The organism is Lysinibacillus sp. FSL R5-0849 (genome assembly GCF_038595075.1).
Taxonomy (GTDB): Bacteria; Bacillota; Bacilli; order Bacillales_A; family Planococcaceae; genus Lysinibacillus; species Lysinibacillus fusiformis.
Map to the genome: position 1 here is coordinate 2,252,954 of NZ_CP152004.1, position 18,599 is coordinate 2,271,552.

Here is an 18,599-nt window from a genome sequence, read left to right on the forward strand (position 1 = left end):
GAGGGATCGAATGATCACACTCAAGGACGCGTGGAACAGATATATTTTGCTGTTGCAGTCATTAAAGAAAAGTGCAGCAACGATGAAGCAGTACAATATGGACGGGCAGCATTTTTTATCCTTCGCCCATGAAAAAAATTACTTGTATGTTGATCACCAATTTCAAGAGTTATTACAAATTTATTGTCACGATATAAAGGAAACCTATAGCAATATCAATACGTTTAATCATAAAATAGCAACAATGCGCGGCTTTGTAGACTTTATTTTCTTACGAGAATGGATGGAGCCCTTTGATTATCAACATATTTTACAGCCGAGAAAAAGGCAAAAAGAGGCGTTACAAGTACTTACAAATAAGCAAATCGGGCAAATGACTAATGTTTGGCCAACTTATTTTCAATATGCAAAAACAGCAGAGCATGCATGGCTGGCGAGGCGGAATGGTTGTATTGTTCAAGTTTTGATGGAAACAGGTTGTAAGCCAGCAGAGCTTGTACGTATGAAATGGTCGCATTTCCAAAGGGAAAAATCAACTCTTTTTATTGCCAATCGGAACGGACGCCGTGAGGTAAAGTGTTCGCCCTTACTTATGGACATGCTAGGACATTATAAGGAAGAAACAGAATCCATGCATGACAAAAAGGTAGAGGAATGGGTGTGGGTGAGTGAGGCAAGCATGACAAAGCCGATTACGACGAAGACAGTAGAACGTATTTTTCAAACGATGTCTAAAGATATTGGAAAAAACGTCAGAGCTACCGATTTACGTTATACCGTTATGCAAAGGGCGTTTCAGGAAGAGAAGACGCTGGAACATATTCAGCAAGAAATGGGCTATGTTCGCAAATGGGTACTAACAGAAAGACAACAGCGCTTTGAATAAAAAAATGTGCAGCAATTGCGTATGTCACCATTCCTGCACATGTCATTATTTCTTATAAGTGATTCAATGCTTTGACACTTACTTTTACGGTTAAATCATGCTTGCCTCCTGAATAAACCCCTTCAACAGGGCTTATATCACTATAATCTCGACCAATACACAAAATAATATGGTTTTCTAATACTTCCACATTATTTGTAGGATCAAGACCAATCCAGCCAATACCAGGTATCATTACTTCTACCCAAGCATGTGTTGCAATATCGCCGACGAGAGCTGAATTTTCATCGACATATAAATACCCACTAACATAACGTGCTGGAATTCCTTTAGAGCGCAATACACCTAGCATAACATGAGTGAAATCCTGGCATACGCCGCGTTTTAGGGCAAATGCCTCACTGGCTGTTGTACCCACATCTGTTGCTGAAGGATCATATTCAAAGCTAGAGTATAAGTATTGCATTAAATTAAGCGAAAAGAGCACAGGATTTTCAGCATGGCCAATTGCATGAAAAACTTCCTCCAGCTGTTGTTCTGTCATATACGTAAAATGAGTTGTTTTTAAATAGGGAAGATAATGTTCATAAAATAGCTGTGAGTGAAAAATAGTCTGCATTTCGGGCGAATATTGAATGCGGTGAATAAATGGCGCACGCTGGATACTGACAATCGACGATGTATGAATTTCTAGTACTTGATGCTGCTCAGGAATATAAAATGAACCTACTGTATTTCCCCAAATATCCGTATGCTCACGGGTAAGAGAGGATGGAGTAATTGCAATTCGATAGGATAACAAGCGTTGACGCTCATCACTCCGCGGCTTTAAACGAATCGTATTTAAGCTTTGATCGACTTCAGACTCATACTGAAAAATATTTGTATGTTGAATTTCAAATTTCATTGTGTCCGCTTCCTTCTGCTTACTGACTTGCCTGTTGAAAGGGAGCTGTGATGGATTCCTTTCAAGGTTGTATGCTGGGTTCATATAAATGATAGATTGTCGAGAATGTTTCGCTAAAGGCAATCCATTGACTCAATCTTTCCTCCATTATTGTGATGGCTTCCTCAACGCTCATTGACCAAAAATCATGATGATCGATTGCTAGGACGAAGCTTTTGATGGTCGAATGAAGCGTTAAACATCTTGACGACAAAGGATCATGCTCGATGGACTTGAGAGCTTCTTTTAATTTTTTCAGACAAAACATGATCGAGCAAGGAAAATGTTCATCCTGCAATAAATATCGTATGACCATTAAGAGATTGGTTTGGCGGTGCTTCTGCAAAAATGTTTCCTTTGCGGCAGCAAGCTCCAATAGAATTGTACCATCCATTTCATGAAGGGATGGTCCTGTTATTTTCTGTTGTTCGAGAATAATTAACGTCATCCGCATTGTTTTTTCAGCTCTTTCCAGCCATTTCCCAATCTGCATGAAATAAAAGGGGAGATCCCGATCCATCGTGCCCTCAATTAATCCAGTCACCATCCACAACGTCTTCCGAACTTCCTGTAAAAAAGCTTGAAGATCAATTAATGGGATAGGCCGATCCATTGTTAGTATGTCCTGTTGCTTAGTTAAATAAAAGGCATTTTGTATTTCCCATAGCTCCGCAGGTATACGATCTCTCGTAACTCGGGCATTTTCTCGAATGGCGCGTAATGTAGTATGGAGAGAGTTGCCGTTTGTCTCAGAAAACAGAAGATAATCAATTAATGGGTTAACACGTATAGCTGTATAATTGGCTAAATACTCCTCCTTTGAGGCACAAATATTTAATACAGCCTCCCAATGATCAATATAATCATGTTCTTGCCCAGATTGCTCCAACATATTCAACAGCTGTACCTGTAATATATGTGTATTGGTTTGTGTGCGTTCACTATACCGTGCCATCCAAAATAACGCGTCGGCTACTCGACTCAGCATGCTTCAACTCCTCCTTTAAGATCCATGTGTCCTTAGCACCACCACCCTGTGATGAATTGACCACAAGTGAACCTTCTTGTAAGGCCACTCGTGATAATCCACCTGGCAATACATAACAATCCTCACCCTTCATGGCATACACACGTAAATCCACATGGCAAGGATAGAATCGTCCATTTTGAAAGGATGGCGCTCTAGACAACTTGATAGTTGGCTGGGCAATATATTGACATGGATGCATCATAATTTTGTCCTTAAATAAAGTAATTTCATCCTCACTTGCATGGGGACCAATCAGCATATCATAGCCCCCGGATGCACTCACATTTTTTATGACTAGCTCCTGAATATGCTCCAGTACCCACGCTCGCTGTTGCTCATCTTCTAAATGATAGGTTTTCACATTCGGTAATATTGGCTCTTCCTGTAGGTAATAACGAATCATTTCAGGGACATAGGCATACATCGCTTTATCATCTGCCACGCCATTGCCAACAGCATTTAAAATGGCCACATTGCCTGCTTGGTAAACTGCCATTAAATGAGGGACACCCAATAAAGAGTCCTCACGGAATGCAACCGGATCTAAAAAATCATCATCGATACGGCGATAGATAATATCAATTTGCTGTAAACCATAGATTGTTTTCATATAAACCTTTAAATCCTGTACGACTAAATCGCGGCCTTCCACCAGTTGAATACTTAAATGCTGAGCTAAAAATAAGTGATCATAATAGGCAGAGTTGTACATTCCTGCTGTTAGTAGCACAGCTTTTGGTTCTCGCCCTTCTTCCATAGTAGATGGGCGGTGGGCAAGCAGTGCTTTTTTCATGTTAGCCATCTGCTTATCAAGTGATAAAATGGTATGCTTGGAAAAAAATTCTGGATACACTTCCTTCATGACGTCACGGTTTTCAAACACATAAGAAATACCAGAAGGGTTCCGTAAATTGTCTTCCAGCACGAAATAGTCACCTTTTTCATCCCGTATTAAATCAATACCTGCTAAAAATATATGATTAGCAATTGGAACCTTAAGTCTCAGCATGATTGGCGAGAAATATGGATTCTTTTCTACCAGCTGTCTAGGGATATAACCATCACGGATGATTTTTTGTTCAGCATACACATCCTGTAAAAATAAATTCAGTGCTTCCACACGTTGTTTGACACCTTCCTCAATAATTGCCCATTGTGTTTGAGGAATAATGATAGGGACGCAATCAAAGGGCATGGTCCTTTCGGTTCCATCTTGTGCACCATAGACCGTAAAAGTAATTCCTTGTCTGAGAAAGCTTGCTTGGGCTTGACGATATTTCTCTTCGAGTTGCTCCTGCGAAAAAATGGATAGCTTATGATGAAAAGATCGATAATGGGGCTTCGGTTGATTGCCATCAAACATTTCATCGAAAAACAGACTAGAATCATATAAATTCATCATATGGATCCCTCCGAATTTGAGTAGTAATAAAAACATGGTACACTGTGAGTAAATACATAAAAGGAGCTAACATTCATGACAATCATTAATCTAATGCAAGCTTATGAACTTGATAAACTTTCTAAATTAAATTTTTCAGACGAGGAGATCTTACGTGCTTTACGGGCGGGGGATGTATCAGCTTGGCAGGAACAAGTACCAAACTATGAATTTAGTGAAACAATGGCACTTTTCCAGGATGGCGAACAAGAGTTCTTAGATGCGTTACATGGCCATTATCGAATCAAGTATGTAACATTGCCTGGCATCCAACGTTTATTGCACCTGCGCTTTAACCTAGAAGAAGGGATAGATTACCAACTTTTAGAAACTGGTATCCAACATTTGATGTGTGATGAGGAAACGGTCACAAAACTACAGCAAATGTTATCGACGAACTGGTCTCTTACAAAACAAGCTGATCAGAAATACTCGGTTTTTGTAAAATAATCAATTTTTCCAAATAATACCATGCGTGTTGTGAGACGAATCGACATGGGTAGTTACCCACCTTTCTGTTTTTCGAGTCGCCTCACAAAGCAATAGAAGTATACTAGATTTTAATATTCATCGAACGTCAACTTTATACCTAAAAACCAAAAACTGTCACAATTCTTTTCTTATTTAGTAGAAGGTCCTCTATATAAAAAGGGGATCTTTTTTTATTTGTATATATCGAACATATGTTTCTTTAGTATAGAAAAGTAGCTTGTTTTTTCAATAAAGTTCCCAAATTTATATTTGGGAACGTTTTTTATGGTAAAATAGAGCAAATAGAGGTGATTGTGATGCAAAAATCAAAACAACCAAAAATCATGAAGGACTTTCTTGTATATTTAACAACCATCAAAGGAAAGTCCCAGCGCACAAGAAAAGAATACGAATATGATTTGACTTTATTTTTCCGTTTCCATACAGCTGTCCAGGAGGATCTGGATATAGAAAATTTAGCAGTCATTGATATTGCCACCATTACAATAGAAGAAATTCGAGATATTACACTGGAGGACCTTTATTACTTTATGGAGTATTGTGAGGTACAGCGTGGAAATTCTGCAGCTTCAAGGGCACGGAAGGTTGCGACATTAAAATCCTTTTTCAAATACTTAAAAGGGAAACGGCGACTAATTGAGGAAAACCCAGCAGAGGAATTAGAAACACCGAAAATTGGTCGAAAAAGACCCATCTATATGAATTTTCAAGAAGCTACACAATTTATAGATGGCATACCTGCTAATCAGGCATCGCCAAGAAATTATTGTATGATGATGTTTTTCTTAAACTTAGGAATTCGTGTGACAGAGCTATGCCAGCTTAATATTACCTCTATACAAGGACGTCATTTAACCGTTGTCGGGAAGGGCAATAAGGAGCGTACTGTTTACTTGAATGATAGCTGCATGCAGGCACTAGCAGACTATGAGAATAGTGGGAAAACACCATATAAAGGAAACGGAGATGAGCCTCTTTTTGTCTCCCAAAAGGGAACACGTTTTACACGGCAAACTGTTGCTAAAATCGTGAAGCGTATTAATCAGCAATCAGGTCTTCAAAAGGAGCGACTTACACCACATAAGCTGCGCCATACTTCGGCAACAATGATGTATAAGGCTGGTGCTGATATTAGGAGCTTACAGCATATTTTAGGGCATTCAAGTGTAGCAACCACTCAAATTTATACACATATTGAGGATGAACAGTTACAGCAGGTTTTAGAAAACAATCCATTTAATATGGTGCATGAAAGATGATTTTCACCTATCTCTGTCGAATATAAAGGTATAACGAATGAAGGGGGTAGCGTATGATTATACTTGCAAAGGATCAATTTGATGCCACAAGAGAGCAATTACTTCAGGAAATTAATCATTTAAGTGATACCGAATTTAATGACAAGCCAGATGCACAAAATTGGAGTATAGCACAAATTTGTCATCATTTGATTTTAGTAGAGGAAGCTACAAAGAAGGCTGTTACATGGGGCTTACAATCACAGGAACAATCGTCTCCTGAACGAAAGGATATGCAGCTGTTGTTAGACCGTACACGAAAATTTCAAGCGCCAAGCATAGTGGAGCCTTCGGAAGATCCTTTCCATGTTCAAAAGATGGTGGAATTGCTAGCAACAACAAGAGAAGAATTTCTTGGGTTTTTAGAAACCCTTGAGGACGCTGATGCTTTAGCAAAGCGCACTATGAAGCATCCAGCTCTTGGTGAATGTCCACTAGATCAATGGATTGAGCAAATTTATCTCCATGAGCAACGTCATATCCTGCAAATTCAGGAAATAAAAAATAGCTGGCAACAGGCATCAAATTAATTTGAAAACCCATCTATCCATTCAACAGATAGATGGGTTGTTTTTTGCGATTGATCATTGATCAGGAAGCTTTTGTATAAGGTCTGAATAAATGTCCATCTTCATTTTCTTTTCTAAAAAATGTCCGGTCTTGTCAGTGTAAATAGCTTTAGCTGTACCGTCCTCATACTCAGTAAAAAGCACATTTCCATAGTTATAGGGTTCCATGATGGGATCAGTATCTAAACTCATATCGGGTGAAATATTCCCTGCGGCTATAGATGTCACTCTTCGCTCACGGAAAAGCTGTCCAATGGCAATGGCCTGACCTTTTTTAATTTCCACAAATGTAAATATACCATCGAGTAAATAATATACATCTGCTCGACCGATAGGAAAGGTATAACTGTGTAAGCGATGTCCATCAAATGTGCCTAGTGTTTTAAAATCAGCCTTAATAGGTAGAGCAATAGCAGCTTTGCGCGCTGCTTGAAGATCCTCCTGCTCCCATATAGACGAATCAAACGAATAGTCTTTGGCATTAATGAAAACGAATTGACGAATGGGTTCAAAATATATGTCGTATCCCAAAGATTCAGAGACAAATCTGAGAGGAACAAGGATACGGCCTTCGCGATTTTGCGCAGGCACCTCCATTTGTACATCTTGTCCATTGTTAGAGGCGGAATGGCTATTGGCAGTGATTTTTAAGTAATCGCCATTTTTATTTTGCACGGTTGTCATTTTAGTTTTAGCATTAAAACTATAGGAAAGTCCAAGTGATGCAAGGGCACGGATGGGAACGAAAAGATGATGGCGGTCCATTAGTGGATGTATATCCAGCTTGATAAATTCACCATTGACAACAACTTCGATTGGCCTATTCTCTACTGCTGGCTTTGCTAGAGGCGCTGCAAATACAGGGGTATTGGCTATCATTCCCCAACCTACTATTAAAATAATTCCTGCTAGGATGTTCTTCATATTGTGTATTTCCCTCCGTTCTAAAATTTATTTTCCATTGAATACCAAAAACTCCATATTTTGGGCGTTTATAAACGCTTGCAAAGCGATGCAAGCGTTTATGATTTTTTCTGTCATAAGCACTTGACGTCCATCATAATCTGTTATATATTAAATAAAAATAAAAACAACTGTTATAAAACAGATTCGACTAAGGAGGAATTTTTAATGTCAAAGTATCGAGATGGATATGAATTTTATTGTGAAATGTGTGAGCGTTATGGATTAGAACCAATTTCTTTCCGCTATTATGTATTACAGTTATCCCAGAAGCAACTTTCCGCTTATAATATGCAAGCAAAACAATTAGGGATTTAAAAGAATATGGAGATGACGGAAGCCGACGCGAATATTTTATGAAAAGCCCAGCCATACTAAGTAAAATGGACTGGGCTTTCATCTTTCTAAAAAAAGATTTCGGAAAATTCGTTGATTTATAAAGTAGAGATGTAACGATATTATACGTACAAGGAAAAGTAGTTCAAGTGAAAGGGAGAAATAAAGATGACTGATTATCGAGAAGGCTATGAATATTATCGACATATGTGTGAGGAGCATGGATTAGAGCCCATCAATTTTCACTATTATATTTTAAATTTATCACAAGAGCAGTTAAATGCTTATAATGAGCATGCTAAAACATCTGGAGGATCAATAGAATATGGGGTCTCCTAGCTATTAAAATGCCTTACTGCTGCTTATGAGTGACAGTAAGGCATTTTGTTTGATCATTTTTACAATGTGATAAATTTATAAGTTATTAGTATTTTGTATTTAATGGAGAAATAGCCTAAGGAAAATACTATCAATAGTACAAAAGTATTCAAAAATCTTAAGATTAGACATTTTAGAGTGTTAATAATAACTAATATTTGTATTTTATATCAAAAACTATCCCAACCTTGACTTGAATGATTTCATATTTGGGTTGAATTAACTGCTTTTCTAAGACTATAATATAATTACAGAAAAAAGGGCGATATACCACAACTTTATACCTCGCTGTAAAATAAAGCAAAAGTACCAAACCCTTCATATTTTAATGAATGGAGAATGAAAATGATGAATGTCACGCCGAGTAGTAATCAAATGAACTACAGTCTTAAAGAATTGCAAGATATTTTTTCCGCTATGAATAGTTCCATTATTGTGGCAATTACAGATCGTACCGGAAAAATTACTTTTGTTAATGATCATTTTTGTAAAATTTCGAAGTATACGCGTGAAGAATTAGTAGGCCAAGATCACCGTTTACTGAACTCAGGCTATCATCCTAAATCTTTCTTTAGAGAGATGTGGAGAACAATCGGTAATGGTGAGATGTGGAATGGCGAGGTTTGCAATCGTGCAAAAGATGGCAGTTTATATTGGGTGAAGACTACTATTTTCCCATTCCTCGATGAGCGGGGAAAGCCTTATCAGTATATCGCAATACGCGTCGATATTACAGCGCAAAAGGATATTAAAAAAATTACCCACATAGCCTATCACGATGAATTAACAGGGCTACCAAATCGTCGTAAATTAGAACAGCGTTTAGAAAATGAATTCCATCAATCTCGACGTACAGGAGAAAAGTTTGCGTTATTTTTCATTGATGTGAATCGTTTTAAACACATAAACGATGGGCTTGGCCATATTATCGGTGATATGTTTTTAGTGGAAATGTCCAATCGTTTACGGAATATTGATTATACCTCTAATTCTTTCTATCGTCACAATAGTGATGAATTTGTCATGATTTTAAATGATGTCAATCGTATAGAGGAAATGGCCAAGGAAATTATTAGTGTCTTTAATGAAAGCTTTGTAGTAGATAACTATGAATTTTATGCAAGTATTAGTATAGGCATTAGTATTTTCCCAGATCACGCAAACACTGTAGAAGAATTACTGAAAAATGCTGATATTGCGATGTATGCTGCTAAATCTACGCGAGGAAATCAATATCGCCTCTACCGTGACAATATGGATGAAGCGAACGATAAATGGCTTTTACTAGAAACAAAATTACATCAAGCTTTAAAAAAGGATCTTTTAGAATTACATTACCAGCCTAAAATTGACTTAAAAACAGACACAATTATTGGTATGGAAGCATTATTGCGCTGGTATGATCCCGAATTGGGGCATATCCCGCCAGATCGGTTTATTCCATTTGCTGAAGAATGTGGACTAATTAATGATATTGGTGTATGGGTGCTAGGTAAAGCCTGTGCACAAGCTAAACTTTGGAATGAATCACATAATCTCAGATTGCGAGTAGCTGTTAATATTTCACCGATTCATATAAGTACTTCAGGCTTTGTAGATATGGTGAAGGGAGTCATTGCGGGAACAGGCATTGACCCACATTTATTAGAAATTGAAATTACAGAAATGAGCATGCTAGATTATACAGAAGATTTAATTAATACGATTAATCAATTGCGCGCGCTTGGAATTACGATTTCATTAGATGATTTTGGGACAGGCTATTCATCTTTAAATTACTTAAAAAAATTCCCTGTGGATGTACTTAAAATTGATCGTGCTTTCGTTCGTGATATCGTACCTGAAAAATCAGGTATTGCGATGATTTCCGCCATGATTTCTTTAGCTCATGCGCTCAACCTACAAGTAGTTGCGGAAGGTGTCGAGGAAGAAGCTGAATTAAACGTACTTCGTGAGCATGGCTGTGAGTATGTTCAAGGCTATTATTTTAGTAAGCCTCTTTCTGTAGAGGATTTTACAAATTTAATCGTCCAGTCGTTCACTAATAGTTCCAGTTATTAATTGCTATTTATGAATGATTTTGCTAAAGTGAGAGATAATATAAATTACAATTTGATGATGTGACCAAGTAAGTAAGAATAGTGAAACAGAAAATATAGCATTTGCTGAGAGCTATATCACCGCTTCTTTACTGAACACCTACCACGGAGAAGTTATGAAAAACATAACCGAGTCGTTTTCGTTACTAAACGCTAGAGGGTTTTAAGCATTAGCTTAAAGCTAAATTCAAGGTGGTACCACGTCGGGTCCAGCACAAAGACGTCCTTTATACAAGGACAGCTTTGTGCTTTTTTTATTCATCAAATAGAATACTTACAAAAAATGGAGGTAAGCACAATGTCAAAACAACTAGAGGATTTTTCAAAATGGTATATCGAAACCATTCAAAAAGCAGATTTAATGGATTATACGCCAGTTCGTGGTTGCATCGCCTTTAAACCAGATGGCTACGAAATTTGGGAGCATATCCAGGAGGCAATGGATTGTCGTTTTAAAGATACAGGCCATCGAAACGCCTATTTTCCTATGCTAATTCCTGAATCCTTCTTCCAAAAGGAAAAGGATCATATTGAAGGGTTCTCACCTGAGCTTCCTTGGGTGACAGAAGCAGCAGGTGAAAAATTAGAAGAACGCTTAGCACTTCGTCCCACATCTGAAACAATGATTGGTCATCTTTATTCAAATTGGATTAAAAGCTACCGTGACCTACCAGTTCTCATTAATCAATGGGCCAATGTCTTCCGTTGGGAAAAGAAAACATTGCCTTTCATTCGTACCTCAGAATTCCTTTGGCAGGAAGGGCATACGGCTCATGTGGATGAGGAAGATGCACGTAAAGAAACGATGCAAATGCTTGAGATTTATAAAGAAGTGGTGGAACAAGTTCTAGCAATTCCAGTTTATGATGGACAAAAAACGCCATCAGAACGTTTTGCAGGAGCAGTCGATACGTATTCGATTGAGGCAATGATGAAAAATGGGAAGGCTGTGCAAGCAGGTACGTCTCATTATTTAGGAACAAAATTTGCAGAAGCCTTTAACATAAAATATTTAAATAAAGCCAATCAACACGAATATGTACACACAACATCTTGGGGGACATCCACACGTTTAATTGGTTCTGTCATTATGGTGCACGGGGATGAGCAAGGATTAGTTTTACCTCCACGAATTGCTCCAACTCAAGTGGTCTTAATTCCAGTAGGACCTTGGAAAAAGAATCCCCAAATTATGGAGCAGCTGGATGCGATTTTTGCGGCATTAAAAGCGAAGGGGATTCGCGTACGACTGGATGATTCAGACCAATCGCCAGGATTTAAGTTTAATGAATGGGAGCTAAAAGGAGTGCCTGTTCGTATTGAATTAGGCCCACGTGATCTTGAAAATAATCAAGCTTTACTGAAAGCACGTGATGAGGATGACAAACAGACGATTGAATTATCAACTATTGTGGCAGCCATTGAGGAAGAATTAACGACGATGCAAACACGTTTACTTGAGAAGGCTCGTCGATTCAGAGAGGCACATACTCATTCAACAATTGATACACTGCCACAGTTACAGCAGCACATTGTAATAGCTAAGGAAAACGGCACTATTCCAGGTTGGATACTTGCTGGGTGGTGTGGGGAAGATGTGTGCGAGGAAAAAGTGAAGGAAGAAACGAAATACACGACTCGTAATATTCCATTCAATCCACCAACAACAAAAACGACTTGTATTTGCTGTGGAAATGAAGCAAAACATACCGTTTGGTTTGCCCAAGCATATTAATAATACGTACACGAACCCCTGAGCGAAAACTCAGGGGTTTTGTTCTTTTATTTGAAATAGCTTCCCAAACGCTCCAACGTATGAATCTCAGCATATGGCTGGATAGCAGTGTCATTTTTGCGCATGTCTGGATTAAACCAGACGCCCTTTATATGGGCCTGTTGGCACCCATCAATATCCTTTTCTAAGTCATCCCCAACAAAAAGAGTTTCCTCTGGATTGACATCAAGTCTTTTTAAGGCCACTTCAAAGATACGCTTATCTGGTTTACTAAATTCCACTTCCTCAGAAATAATGACCGTATCAAAACAGCGATCTAAATTTGTGTAGGCTATTTTAGCTTTTTGTCTTTCTACAGAGCCATTTGTAATTATGCCCACTTTCACTTGCTGCTTTATACGATGAATGAACGTTATCGTATCCGGATGAACAGCAAAACATTGAGGGAAGTGAAGATTCCAAAAGTCTTGAATAGCATGGTTCGGCATGCCGTTTTGCGGCGGAAATTCATCAAAAAATGATGCGATAACATCGGTTTTATCATGCTGACCAAAGTATTTTCCATCATATACTTTAAATTGTTGTCGCATTTCATTTTCTAACGTATGATCGACATCCCTGTAACACATTTTTACTAGCTTGAAAAACAATCTATCAACTGCCTCATCTCTATTAAGTAAGGTGTTATCTAAATCAAATAACATTGCTTTAAAACCGTTCAACGAAGTCACGACCTATCATCTTATTAATGAAGCTTTCCTTTAATAAATAGGTATCGATAATATCTATTGCTTTCTTGACGGTATTAGATGGCAACGCATCTAAAGAAAAATAGGCTAGCTGTAAACTCTCACCATCAACCATTGCAAGCTGTCCATCTATTTGATCTGCCATAAAGACGGCCGTTACCCCATAAACTTCATCTCCATTTGGATAGTGAAAATAATCCTGCTGACCAGATAGCATCGTTATCAAACGAAGTTGGGAAGTATGTAGGCCAGTTTCCTCAAACAGTTCACGTCTAGCGGTATCCTCTAAACTTTCACCAGGCTCCATCGCTCCTCCAGGTAAACCCCACATTTTTATATCTGAGCGTAGCTGGAGAAGAATTTGTTTCTTGTCATTCAAGACAATGACCGTTGAACCTACCAAAATAAGAGGCATTGTCCCAACCTGTTGTCTTAGTGCTTTTACATAATCACTCATAACATTCCTCCTTTTTCCATCAACCGTTACCTATACCTTAACATAAATATCCAGATTCTTAGCATGCTTGTGATAAAATAAAGGGGTGATATCCTACATCTCTATCATGTAAAATAATCAATAACCTAGGTGAAAGAAGCCAATTTATTAGCGACTATCTAATAAGAGTGCAAGAAGGATTGATCTTCATGGACAGTAAAAGGAGATATAGAAATGACAGAAACAACTGGCTGGAAAAATAATGCGAAAAATCATCCATTCATCGCTTCATTTAGTGGGGGAAAGGATAGTGTATTAGCTTTATATAAAGCATCACAGGTGGGACGAGCGATAGGTCTGATTGTCATGCTGGAGGAGGAAGGGAAACGTTCTCGATCACACGGTATGCCACCTGAGCTTATACAGGCTCAAGCCGATTCTATTGGATTGCCAGTCTATACGGCTGGGGCAAGTTGGACGGATTATGAACATGTATTTATCGAACTTTTAAAAAATGCGAAAAATCTAGGGGCAGAGGTGTTAGTTACGGGCGATTTAGATATGCCTGCACACGGCTGCTGGCATGATGAGGTGACGAAAAAAGCTGGATTAAAGCTTGGCATGCCGTTATGGGAGATGAATCATCGGGATGCTGTTGATGAGTTTATTCGCTTAGGGTTTGTTACGATGGTGGTGACAGTTAATCTGTTATTAGGCATGACAGAAGAGGATTTAGGACGAGTACTTACTCCTGATTATATTAAAGAACTGGAAGAACGTAATATCGACCCTTGTGGAGAAGGGGGAGAATTCCATACAACAGTGATTGATGGACCTCTTTTCCAATATCCCATCAAGGTTCGTACATGTTCTATTATTCGAGATGGGGAATATGCATTTTTACCATTAGAACTTGCTTAAAAATAACCTAAAAACATAGATGGATGCCTGTTCTATGGCTTGTCTAAAGCAGAATATCCATAGACAATCATCATAAATACAAGCACAAAGGAGCTCACCTTTGTGTTTTTTGTATTTATAAGTATAAAACCCAAAGCAAAATGTCCAAAATAATAATTGACTAGACACTAAACGGTGTCTTATAATTAGGACACCATTTAGTGTCCTAATAGAAAGGGTGGTGGTTTTGAATAACAATCATCAAGAGCGTGACGTGTATGTAGCCATTGCTGACCCTACAAGACGCCAATTGATTAATTTATTAGCTAAGGCAGATGAGTTACCGCTTCACGAATTAACGGCTCACTTTGATATGGGACGTACTGCCGTGTCAAAACATTTAACTATCCTGAAAGACGCAGGTCTTGTGATCGCTCGAAAAGAGGGTAGGGAAACAAGATATAGGCTAAATGCGGCTCCATTGAAAGAAATACAAGATTGGATATCGATATACGAAGATTTTTGGAAAGCAAGAATTTCAAAATTACATTTATTATTGGGGGAAGACAAATGAAACCAGATGTAGCATTAGATTTTAAATTTACAAGTTCCATCGAGCAAGTATGGCATGCCTTAACTGATTCGGACACACTTGCAAAATGGATTTGGAGCAATGATTTTCAGCCGATTGTTGGCCATAAATTCCAGTTCCGAGCTGAGCCAAATGAATGGTGGGATGGTATTGTCGATTGTGAGGTACTTGAAATTGAAGAGCCACACAAACTATCTTACACTTGGACAAGTGCGGGTGAAACAACAACCGTAACATGGACATTAACGCAAGCATCTGATGGGACAACTCAGTTACATCTCGATCAAGGTGGATTTAGTGAAGAAACAAAAGCTCGTCAAGGAGCAATTGAAGGAGCTAAATACGCTTGGACTAACATGGGTAGTCAGCTTGAAAAAGTATTAGCCTAGTAATTGAATCAACCTTTATGAAAAAGAGCGCAATTCCTTCAGAAAATGAATTGTGTTCTTTCATTTTCTGAAGGTTGCTCTTCATAGGTAAATATAGTGTCCTTTTGAAAAATAGTAAACACGGAAGGAAAACAGAATGAAGATTAATCAACTTATTGCCAACAATATTAACCGTTTAAATGTCGTCTTACCCGAAGATCTATCCCTTGGCATTGCAGGCTTGTCTGGGTCAGGGAAAACTACTTTTTGTCAAACAATAGGGGAAGAATCCAAAAAACGTCTTGTTTCTTTATTACCTAAAGCTGAATATCAATATTTGTTTCCAGCGATTATGGAAACGAATTTTAGTGCCATTAAAATGGAGGATATGCCATTAGTTCTTTTTCTAGGGAAATCATCCATATCTACGAATCCACGTTCAACAATCGGTACGCATACAGGTGTATTTAAGGAAATACGTGATCGATTAGCGGAAGAGTTTCATTTATCTCCAGAAGTTTTCTCCTTCAATAATGCACTAGGCTGGTGTCCGACGTGTAAAGGGCGTGGGACGACGAAAAATGTTGAATGTAAAAAATGTCAGGGGAAGCGCTATAGCGAGGAAGTAGAACAGCACCATCTAACAGTAAGAGGTGGACAATATAGTATTTCGGATATCCATCAATTAAGTGTCGAAACGATCTATTCCTTATCAGCGGAATTAAAGATTAGTGAAGAGAAACAACATATTCTTCAAAATATTATCCAGATGAATATTGGCTATTTAACATTAAATCGTATTATGGGCACATTATCAGGTGGAGAATTAACAAGGCTGTATTTAGCTGAGTTTATGGCAACAAGCGAAAATACGGTAATTATTGTTGATGAAATCTCCGTAGGTCTTGACCATGATACACTCTTGAAAATTTTAGAGCAAATTCAACGACTTGGCTCTAAAAATCAAATTTGGCTCATTGATCATTCGGATACGGTTTTAGATACAGCAGATAAGCATCAATTCTTTGGACCAGGGAGTGGAAAATACGGAGGAAAAATCGTAGAGGAATCTCCTCGACCACAGGCTATCTATTGGGAACGTAGTCAGCTAAAACCAAAGACCTTCTATCAATTCCGTGACCTACATTGCCGCAATATCCAGATAGACGAGATAGAAATTCCACAAAATCAACTTGTCACTTTCACAGGAGAGTCTGGCTGTGGAAAATCAACACTAGTTAATGAGTGTATTGCAATGGATTTTGTAAAGCGCTATCCAAAAGATAAATTAGTGATGGTTGGGCAAGATCGAAATCAATCGATTACAAGCCGATCCACTGTTGCGACATTTCTTGATATTAAAAAGAAATTGACCAAATATAGTGAGGAAATCGATGATATTTTTCAACGCTCGATTGAAGATATTATCGAGGAACTCCCAAAGGAAGATATTGCTCATAAACGTTTAAGCTTGCTCATCAAACTTGGTCTAGGCTATTTAACGCTGGAAAGAAAAACACAAACTCTATCAACCGGTGAATTCCAATGTGTGCATTTAGTGTCAGAGCTGTTCGCCAATACGAGAAATCCTCATACACTGTTTATTTTTGATGAGCCTTCTAAAGGATTATCACAAAATATTTTAAACCAATTTATTGATAGTATTAGGGATATTCTGAAAGATGATTCAATCACCATTGTCATGATTGAGCATAATGCCTACATGCTTGAAAGCTCTGATTATATTGTAGACTTTGGTAAAAGACAGCAGGGGCCAGTGACACATCTTGATGTAGTGGATCATGAAGCATATTTTAAACAATCGCACCATACGAAAAGCACCACCGACCTAAAAATCACATCTACATTAGCATCGAAAAAGGGTATTCATTACTTACAAGACAATCCTATTCGCTATTTTAAACATGCCGAAAATATATACAAAGGTGGCATCTTAAAAAGCCTTTCATCAATGGCCCGTCTAATTTACGGTGAATATGAATCGAATAAGATTGCGCCTGTCATTGCGATTGATCTTGAAAGACATTTATACAGCCAATATAGTTTTCTATATGAAATAGGTGGTCTCATCAATCATATTGTGGCTGCCCATCCGACGAATAAGGATACGAGAAGCTTTGATTTCTTTAGCCAAGAAAATCATTGTCCTAGCTGTTCGGGTCGATTACAGATTGAAGAGTTCGATTTTGATTTAGTCATTCAACATAAAAATGTGCCATTCTGGGACGGTTTATTGTATCCAGAGGTGATGGATGTTCTTAAATACTACCAACATTCAAAATTAGCATTCCTTTTTGAAGAGATCAAAAATGAACTGGGTCAAGACATCAGTAAGAGCTATAATGATATGACTGAAGATGAAAAGCATACATTTTTATATGGTTATTGGGACAAATCATTTTACGATAAAGCAACAAAATCCTCGAAAAAATGGGAAGGCTTTAATTTTATTATTGGCCGTTATATGGTCATCTCTAAATCCATCATTAAAGAGCAAATGAAGGAAACAAGAGAGATGGTCCCTTGCCCAATTTGTCATGGCTCTGTCCTTAATCACCAAAAGAAATTACGCTTTGGTGACACGGATATTCGAGAAATAATCCGTCAACCGATTGATGAGGTCATCAAACTAGTAGGCGATTTACCACAGCTTGACAAAATTAAAGCCATTGTAGGCAGTGATATGTCATTGATACAGGATGTTTCATTACTGCCAAGAGAAGCGCAAGTATCGCTGAAAATGCTGGAATTAGAGCTTGCCAGCTTTGTTGGCTACGAGATTGTTCTGCAAAACACATTACCATTCTGGGATAAAATCAAAGATAATATTGCTGCCATCAGCCGTAAAAACCAAGTAACAATTTGTGATTTCCCGAATATTTATGAAACGAGAGACACCATCATTGATCAATATTTTACGAATGGTAAATATAAAAAACTGACGTATGTTTATGAAGCTTTCGGCTATAAAAAAATAGTGACGCAAATCAATAAAGTGAAAGGGAGTCATCCATGTCCATTCTGTAAGGGGAAAAAGGTTCTAACGGAGGATGGACTACATGACGGTGTCTATAAATTAACGGTTCCATGCGTTAGCTGTGGTGCAACTGGTATTAATGATGAGGGCCAAAAGGCAATTATCGAAGACATTGACGTACATACATGGCTAACGGGTATCGTCAGTGATGTTGTAACGGAAGGAAACCACTTGGAAGCAGTGGCGCAAATTCCTATTTTCAATCGTATTAGAGAGTTAAATAAGCAAGAAATGATGGCGGTTTATCAGTTCCTTGAACATAATCGTTAAAGTATTCGTTTCGAAGCCCATTTGCCAATTGCAAATGGGTTTTTTATGTACTA

Annotated in this window: 18 protein-coding genes; 12 read left to right on the forward strand and 6 right to left on the reverse strand. The window is 38.1% G+C overall.

The features are described 5' to 3' along the window. The first annotated feature begins 10 nt into the window (after positions 1–10). Positions 11–886: a site-specific integrase gene (locus MKY80_RS11060; protein ID WP_043990356.1), complete on the forward strand. Its 876-nt coding sequence runs from the start codon at positions 11–13 to the stop codon at positions 884–886. A gap of 52 nt (positions 887–938) precedes the next feature. On the opposite strand, the gene MKY80_RS11065 is transcribed toward MKY80_RS11060, so the two are convergent. The 3 genes from MKY80_RS11065 to MKY80_RS11075 all read right to left on the reverse strand — a co-directional run bounded on the left by MKY80_RS11065 (position 939) and on the right by MKY80_RS11075 (position 4,264). After that, the gene (locus tag MKY80_RS11065; RefSeq protein ID WP_008177642.1) at positions 939–1,793 is read right to left on the reverse strand and encodes a transglutaminase family protein; all 855 of its coding nucleotides are present in this window, start codon (positions 1,791–1,793) and stop codon (positions 939–941) included. Positions 1,794–1,854: 61 nt separating this feature from the next. After that, a complete protein-coding gene (locus tag MKY80_RS11070; RefSeq protein WP_342532939.1) occupies positions 1,855–2,820 on the reverse strand; it encodes an alpha-E domain-containing protein in 966 nt (321 codons plus the stop codon). After that, the gene (locus MKY80_RS11075; protein ID WP_089986543.1) at positions 2,774–4,264 is read right to left on the reverse strand and encodes a circularly permuted type 2 ATP-grasp protein; all 1,491 of its coding nucleotides are present in this window, start codon (positions 4,262–4,264) and stop codon (positions 2,774–2,776) included. Before MKY80_RS11075 ends, MKY80_RS11070 begins: the two co-directional genes overlap by 47 nt. Before the next feature lie 75 nt (positions 4,265–4,339). Between MKY80_RS11075 and MKY80_RS11080 the strand changes: the two genes are divergently transcribed. From MKY80_RS11080 to MKY80_RS11090, 3 genes are all read left to right on the forward strand, one after another. Continuing rightward, positions 4,340–4,753 (forward strand): hypothetical protein, encoded by a 414-nt coding sequence (locus MKY80_RS11080; RefSeq protein ID WP_089986542.1) that lies wholly within the window; start codon positions 4,340–4,342, stop codon positions 4,751–4,753. Between the two features lie 338 nt (positions 4,754–5,091). Then, positions 5,092–6,054, forward strand: a complete 963-nt coding sequence (locus MKY80_RS11085) for a tyrosine recombinase XerC (protein WP_043990366.1) — start codon at positions 5,092–5,094, stop codon at positions 6,052–6,054. Between the two features lie 53 nt (positions 6,055–6,107). Next, a complete protein-coding gene (locus tag MKY80_RS11090; RefSeq protein ID WP_090001526.1) occupies positions 6,108–6,623 on the forward strand; it encodes a DinB family protein in 516 nt (171 codons plus the stop codon). Positions 6,624–6,677: 54 nt separating this feature from the next. On the opposite strand, the gene MKY80_RS11095 is transcribed toward MKY80_RS11090, so the two are convergent. Then, positions 6,678–7,586: a copper amine oxidase N-terminal domain-containing protein gene (locus MKY80_RS11095; RefSeq protein WP_342532942.1), complete on the reverse strand. Its 909-nt coding sequence runs from the start codon at positions 7,584–7,586 to the stop codon at positions 6,678–6,680. A 207-nt stretch (positions 7,587–7,793) separates the two neighbouring features. Between MKY80_RS11095 and MKY80_RS11100 the strand changes: the two genes are divergently transcribed. From MKY80_RS11100 to proS, 4 genes are all read left to right on the forward strand, one after another. Next, on the forward strand, positions 7,794–7,943 hold the full coding sequence (locus MKY80_RS11100; RefSeq protein ID WP_008177633.1) for a hypothetical protein: 150 nt from the start codon (positions 7,794–7,796) through the stop codon (positions 7,941–7,943). Between the two features lie 186 nt (positions 7,944–8,129). Further along, positions 8,130–8,300, forward strand: a complete 171-nt coding sequence (locus tag MKY80_RS11105) for a transcriptional regulator (protein ID WP_090001522.1) — start codon at positions 8,130–8,132, stop codon at positions 8,298–8,300. A gap of 384 nt (positions 8,301–8,684) precedes the next feature. Next, positions 8,685–10,400, forward strand: a complete 1,716-nt coding sequence (locus MKY80_RS11110; protein WP_237068830.1) for a GGDEF domain-containing phosphodiesterase — start codon at positions 8,685–8,687, stop codon at positions 10,398–10,400. A 336-nt stretch (positions 10,401–10,736) separates the two neighbouring features. Continuing rightward, the gene (gene proS, locus MKY80_RS11115) at positions 10,737–12,173 is read left to right on the forward strand and encodes a proline--tRNA ligase (RefSeq protein WP_342532945.1); all 1,437 of its coding nucleotides are present in this window, start codon (positions 10,737–10,739) and stop codon (positions 12,171–12,173) included. A gap of 47 nt (positions 12,174–12,220) precedes the next feature. On the opposite strand, the gene MKY80_RS11120 is transcribed toward proS, so the two are convergent. Together MKY80_RS11120 and MKY80_RS11125 are read right to left on the reverse strand one after the other, a co-directional pair. Then, complete coding sequence (locus MKY80_RS11120) at positions 12,221–12,877, reverse strand: HAD family hydrolase (RefSeq protein WP_139150936.1); 657 nt, start codon at positions 12,875–12,877, stop codon at positions 12,221–12,223. A gap of 4 nt (positions 12,878–12,881) precedes the next feature. Then, entirely contained in the window at positions 12,882–13,379 is a 498-nt protein-coding gene (locus MKY80_RS11125) for an NUDIX hydrolase (protein ID WP_107922250.1), read from the reverse strand. A 213-nt stretch (positions 13,380–13,592) separates the two neighbouring features. Between MKY80_RS11125 and MKY80_RS11130 the strand changes: the two genes are divergently transcribed. The 4 genes from MKY80_RS11130 (at position 13,593) to MKY80_RS11145 (ending at position 18,546) form a co-directional block, all read left to right on the forward strand. Then, complete coding sequence (locus MKY80_RS11130) at positions 13,593–14,279, forward strand: diphthine--ammonia ligase (protein WP_089986537.1); 687 nt, start codon at positions 13,593–13,595, stop codon at positions 14,277–14,279. A 226-nt stretch (positions 14,280–14,505) separates the two neighbouring features. Beyond that, positions 14,506–14,832: a metalloregulator ArsR/SmtB family transcription factor gene (locus MKY80_RS11135; protein ID WP_036125832.1), complete on the forward strand. Its 327-nt coding sequence runs from the start codon at positions 14,506–14,508 to the stop codon at positions 14,830–14,832. After that, complete coding sequence (locus tag MKY80_RS11140) at positions 14,829–15,239, forward strand: SRPBCC domain-containing protein (RefSeq protein WP_008177618.1); 411 nt, start codon at positions 14,829–14,831, stop codon at positions 15,237–15,239. The genes MKY80_RS11135 and MKY80_RS11140 overlap by 4 nt, the downstream gene beginning before the upstream one ends. Positions 15,240–15,375: 136 nt before the next feature. Then, positions 15,376–18,546, forward strand: coding sequence for an ATP-binding cassette domain-containing protein (locus tag MKY80_RS11145; RefSeq protein ID WP_342532947.1), 3,171 nt, complete (start codon positions 15,376–15,378; stop codon positions 18,544–18,546). The last annotated feature ends 53 nt before the right edge of the window (positions 18,547–18,599 follow it).

Excerpts from the sequence above, each read along its gene's own strand:
- MKY80_RS11060 (WP_043990356.1), top strand. The coding sequence starts at position 11 with ATGATCACACTCAAGGACGCGTGGAACAGATATATTTTGCTGTTGCAG.
- MKY80_RS11065 (WP_008177642.1), bottom strand. The coding sequence starts at position 1,793 with ATGAAATTTGAAATTCAACATACAAATATTTTTCAGTATGAGTCTGAA.
- MKY80_RS11070 (WP_342532939.1), bottom strand. The coding sequence starts at position 2,820 with ATGCTGAGTCGAGTAGCCGACGCGTTATTTTGGATGGCACGGTATAGT.
- MKY80_RS11075 (WP_089986543.1), bottom strand. The coding sequence starts at position 4,264 with ATGATGAATTTATATGATTCTAGTCTGTTTTTCGATGAAATGTTTGAT.
- MKY80_RS11080 (WP_089986542.1), top strand. The coding sequence starts at position 4,340 with ATGACAATCATTAATCTAATGCAAGCTTATGAACTTGATAAACTTTCT.
- MKY80_RS11085 (WP_043990366.1), top strand. The coding sequence starts at position 5,092 with ATGCAAAAATCAAAACAACCAAAAATCATGAAGGACTTTCTTGTATAT.
- MKY80_RS11090 (WP_090001526.1), top strand. The coding sequence starts at position 6,108 with ATGATTATACTTGCAAAGGATCAATTTGATGCCACAAGAGAGCAATTA.
- MKY80_RS11095 (WP_342532942.1), bottom strand. The coding sequence starts at position 7,586 with ATGAAGAACATCCTAGCAGGAATTATTTTAATAGTAGGTTGGGGAATG.
- MKY80_RS11100 (WP_008177633.1), top strand. The coding sequence starts at position 7,794 with ATGTCAAAGTATCGAGATGGATATGAATTTTATTGTGAAATGTGTGAG.
- MKY80_RS11105 (WP_090001522.1), top strand. The coding sequence starts at position 8,130 with ATGACTGATTATCGAGAAGGCTATGAATATTATCGACATATGTGTGAG.
- MKY80_RS11110 (WP_237068830.1), top strand. The coding sequence starts at position 8,685 with ATGATGAATGTCACGCCGAGTAGTAATCAAATGAACTACAGTCTTAAA.
- proS (WP_342532945.1), top strand. The coding sequence starts at position 10,737 with ATGTCAAAACAACTAGAGGATTTTTCAAAATGGTATATCGAAACCATT.
- MKY80_RS11120 (WP_139150936.1), bottom strand. The coding sequence starts at position 12,877 with ATGTTATTTGATTTAGATAACACCTTACTTAATAGAGATGAGGCAGTT.
- MKY80_RS11125 (WP_107922250.1), bottom strand. The coding sequence starts at position 13,379 with ATGAGTGATTATGTAAAAGCACTAAGACAACAGGTTGGGACAATGCCT.
- MKY80_RS11130 (WP_089986537.1), top strand. The coding sequence starts at position 13,593 with ATGACAGAAACAACTGGCTGGAAAAATAATGCGAAAAATCATCCATTC.
- MKY80_RS11140 (WP_008177618.1), top strand. The coding sequence starts at position 14,829 with ATGAAACCAGATGTAGCATTAGATTTTAAATTTACAAGTTCCATCGAG.
- MKY80_RS11145 (WP_342532947.1), top strand. The coding sequence starts at position 15,376 with ATGAAGATTAATCAACTTATTGCCAACAATATTAACCGTTTAAATGTC.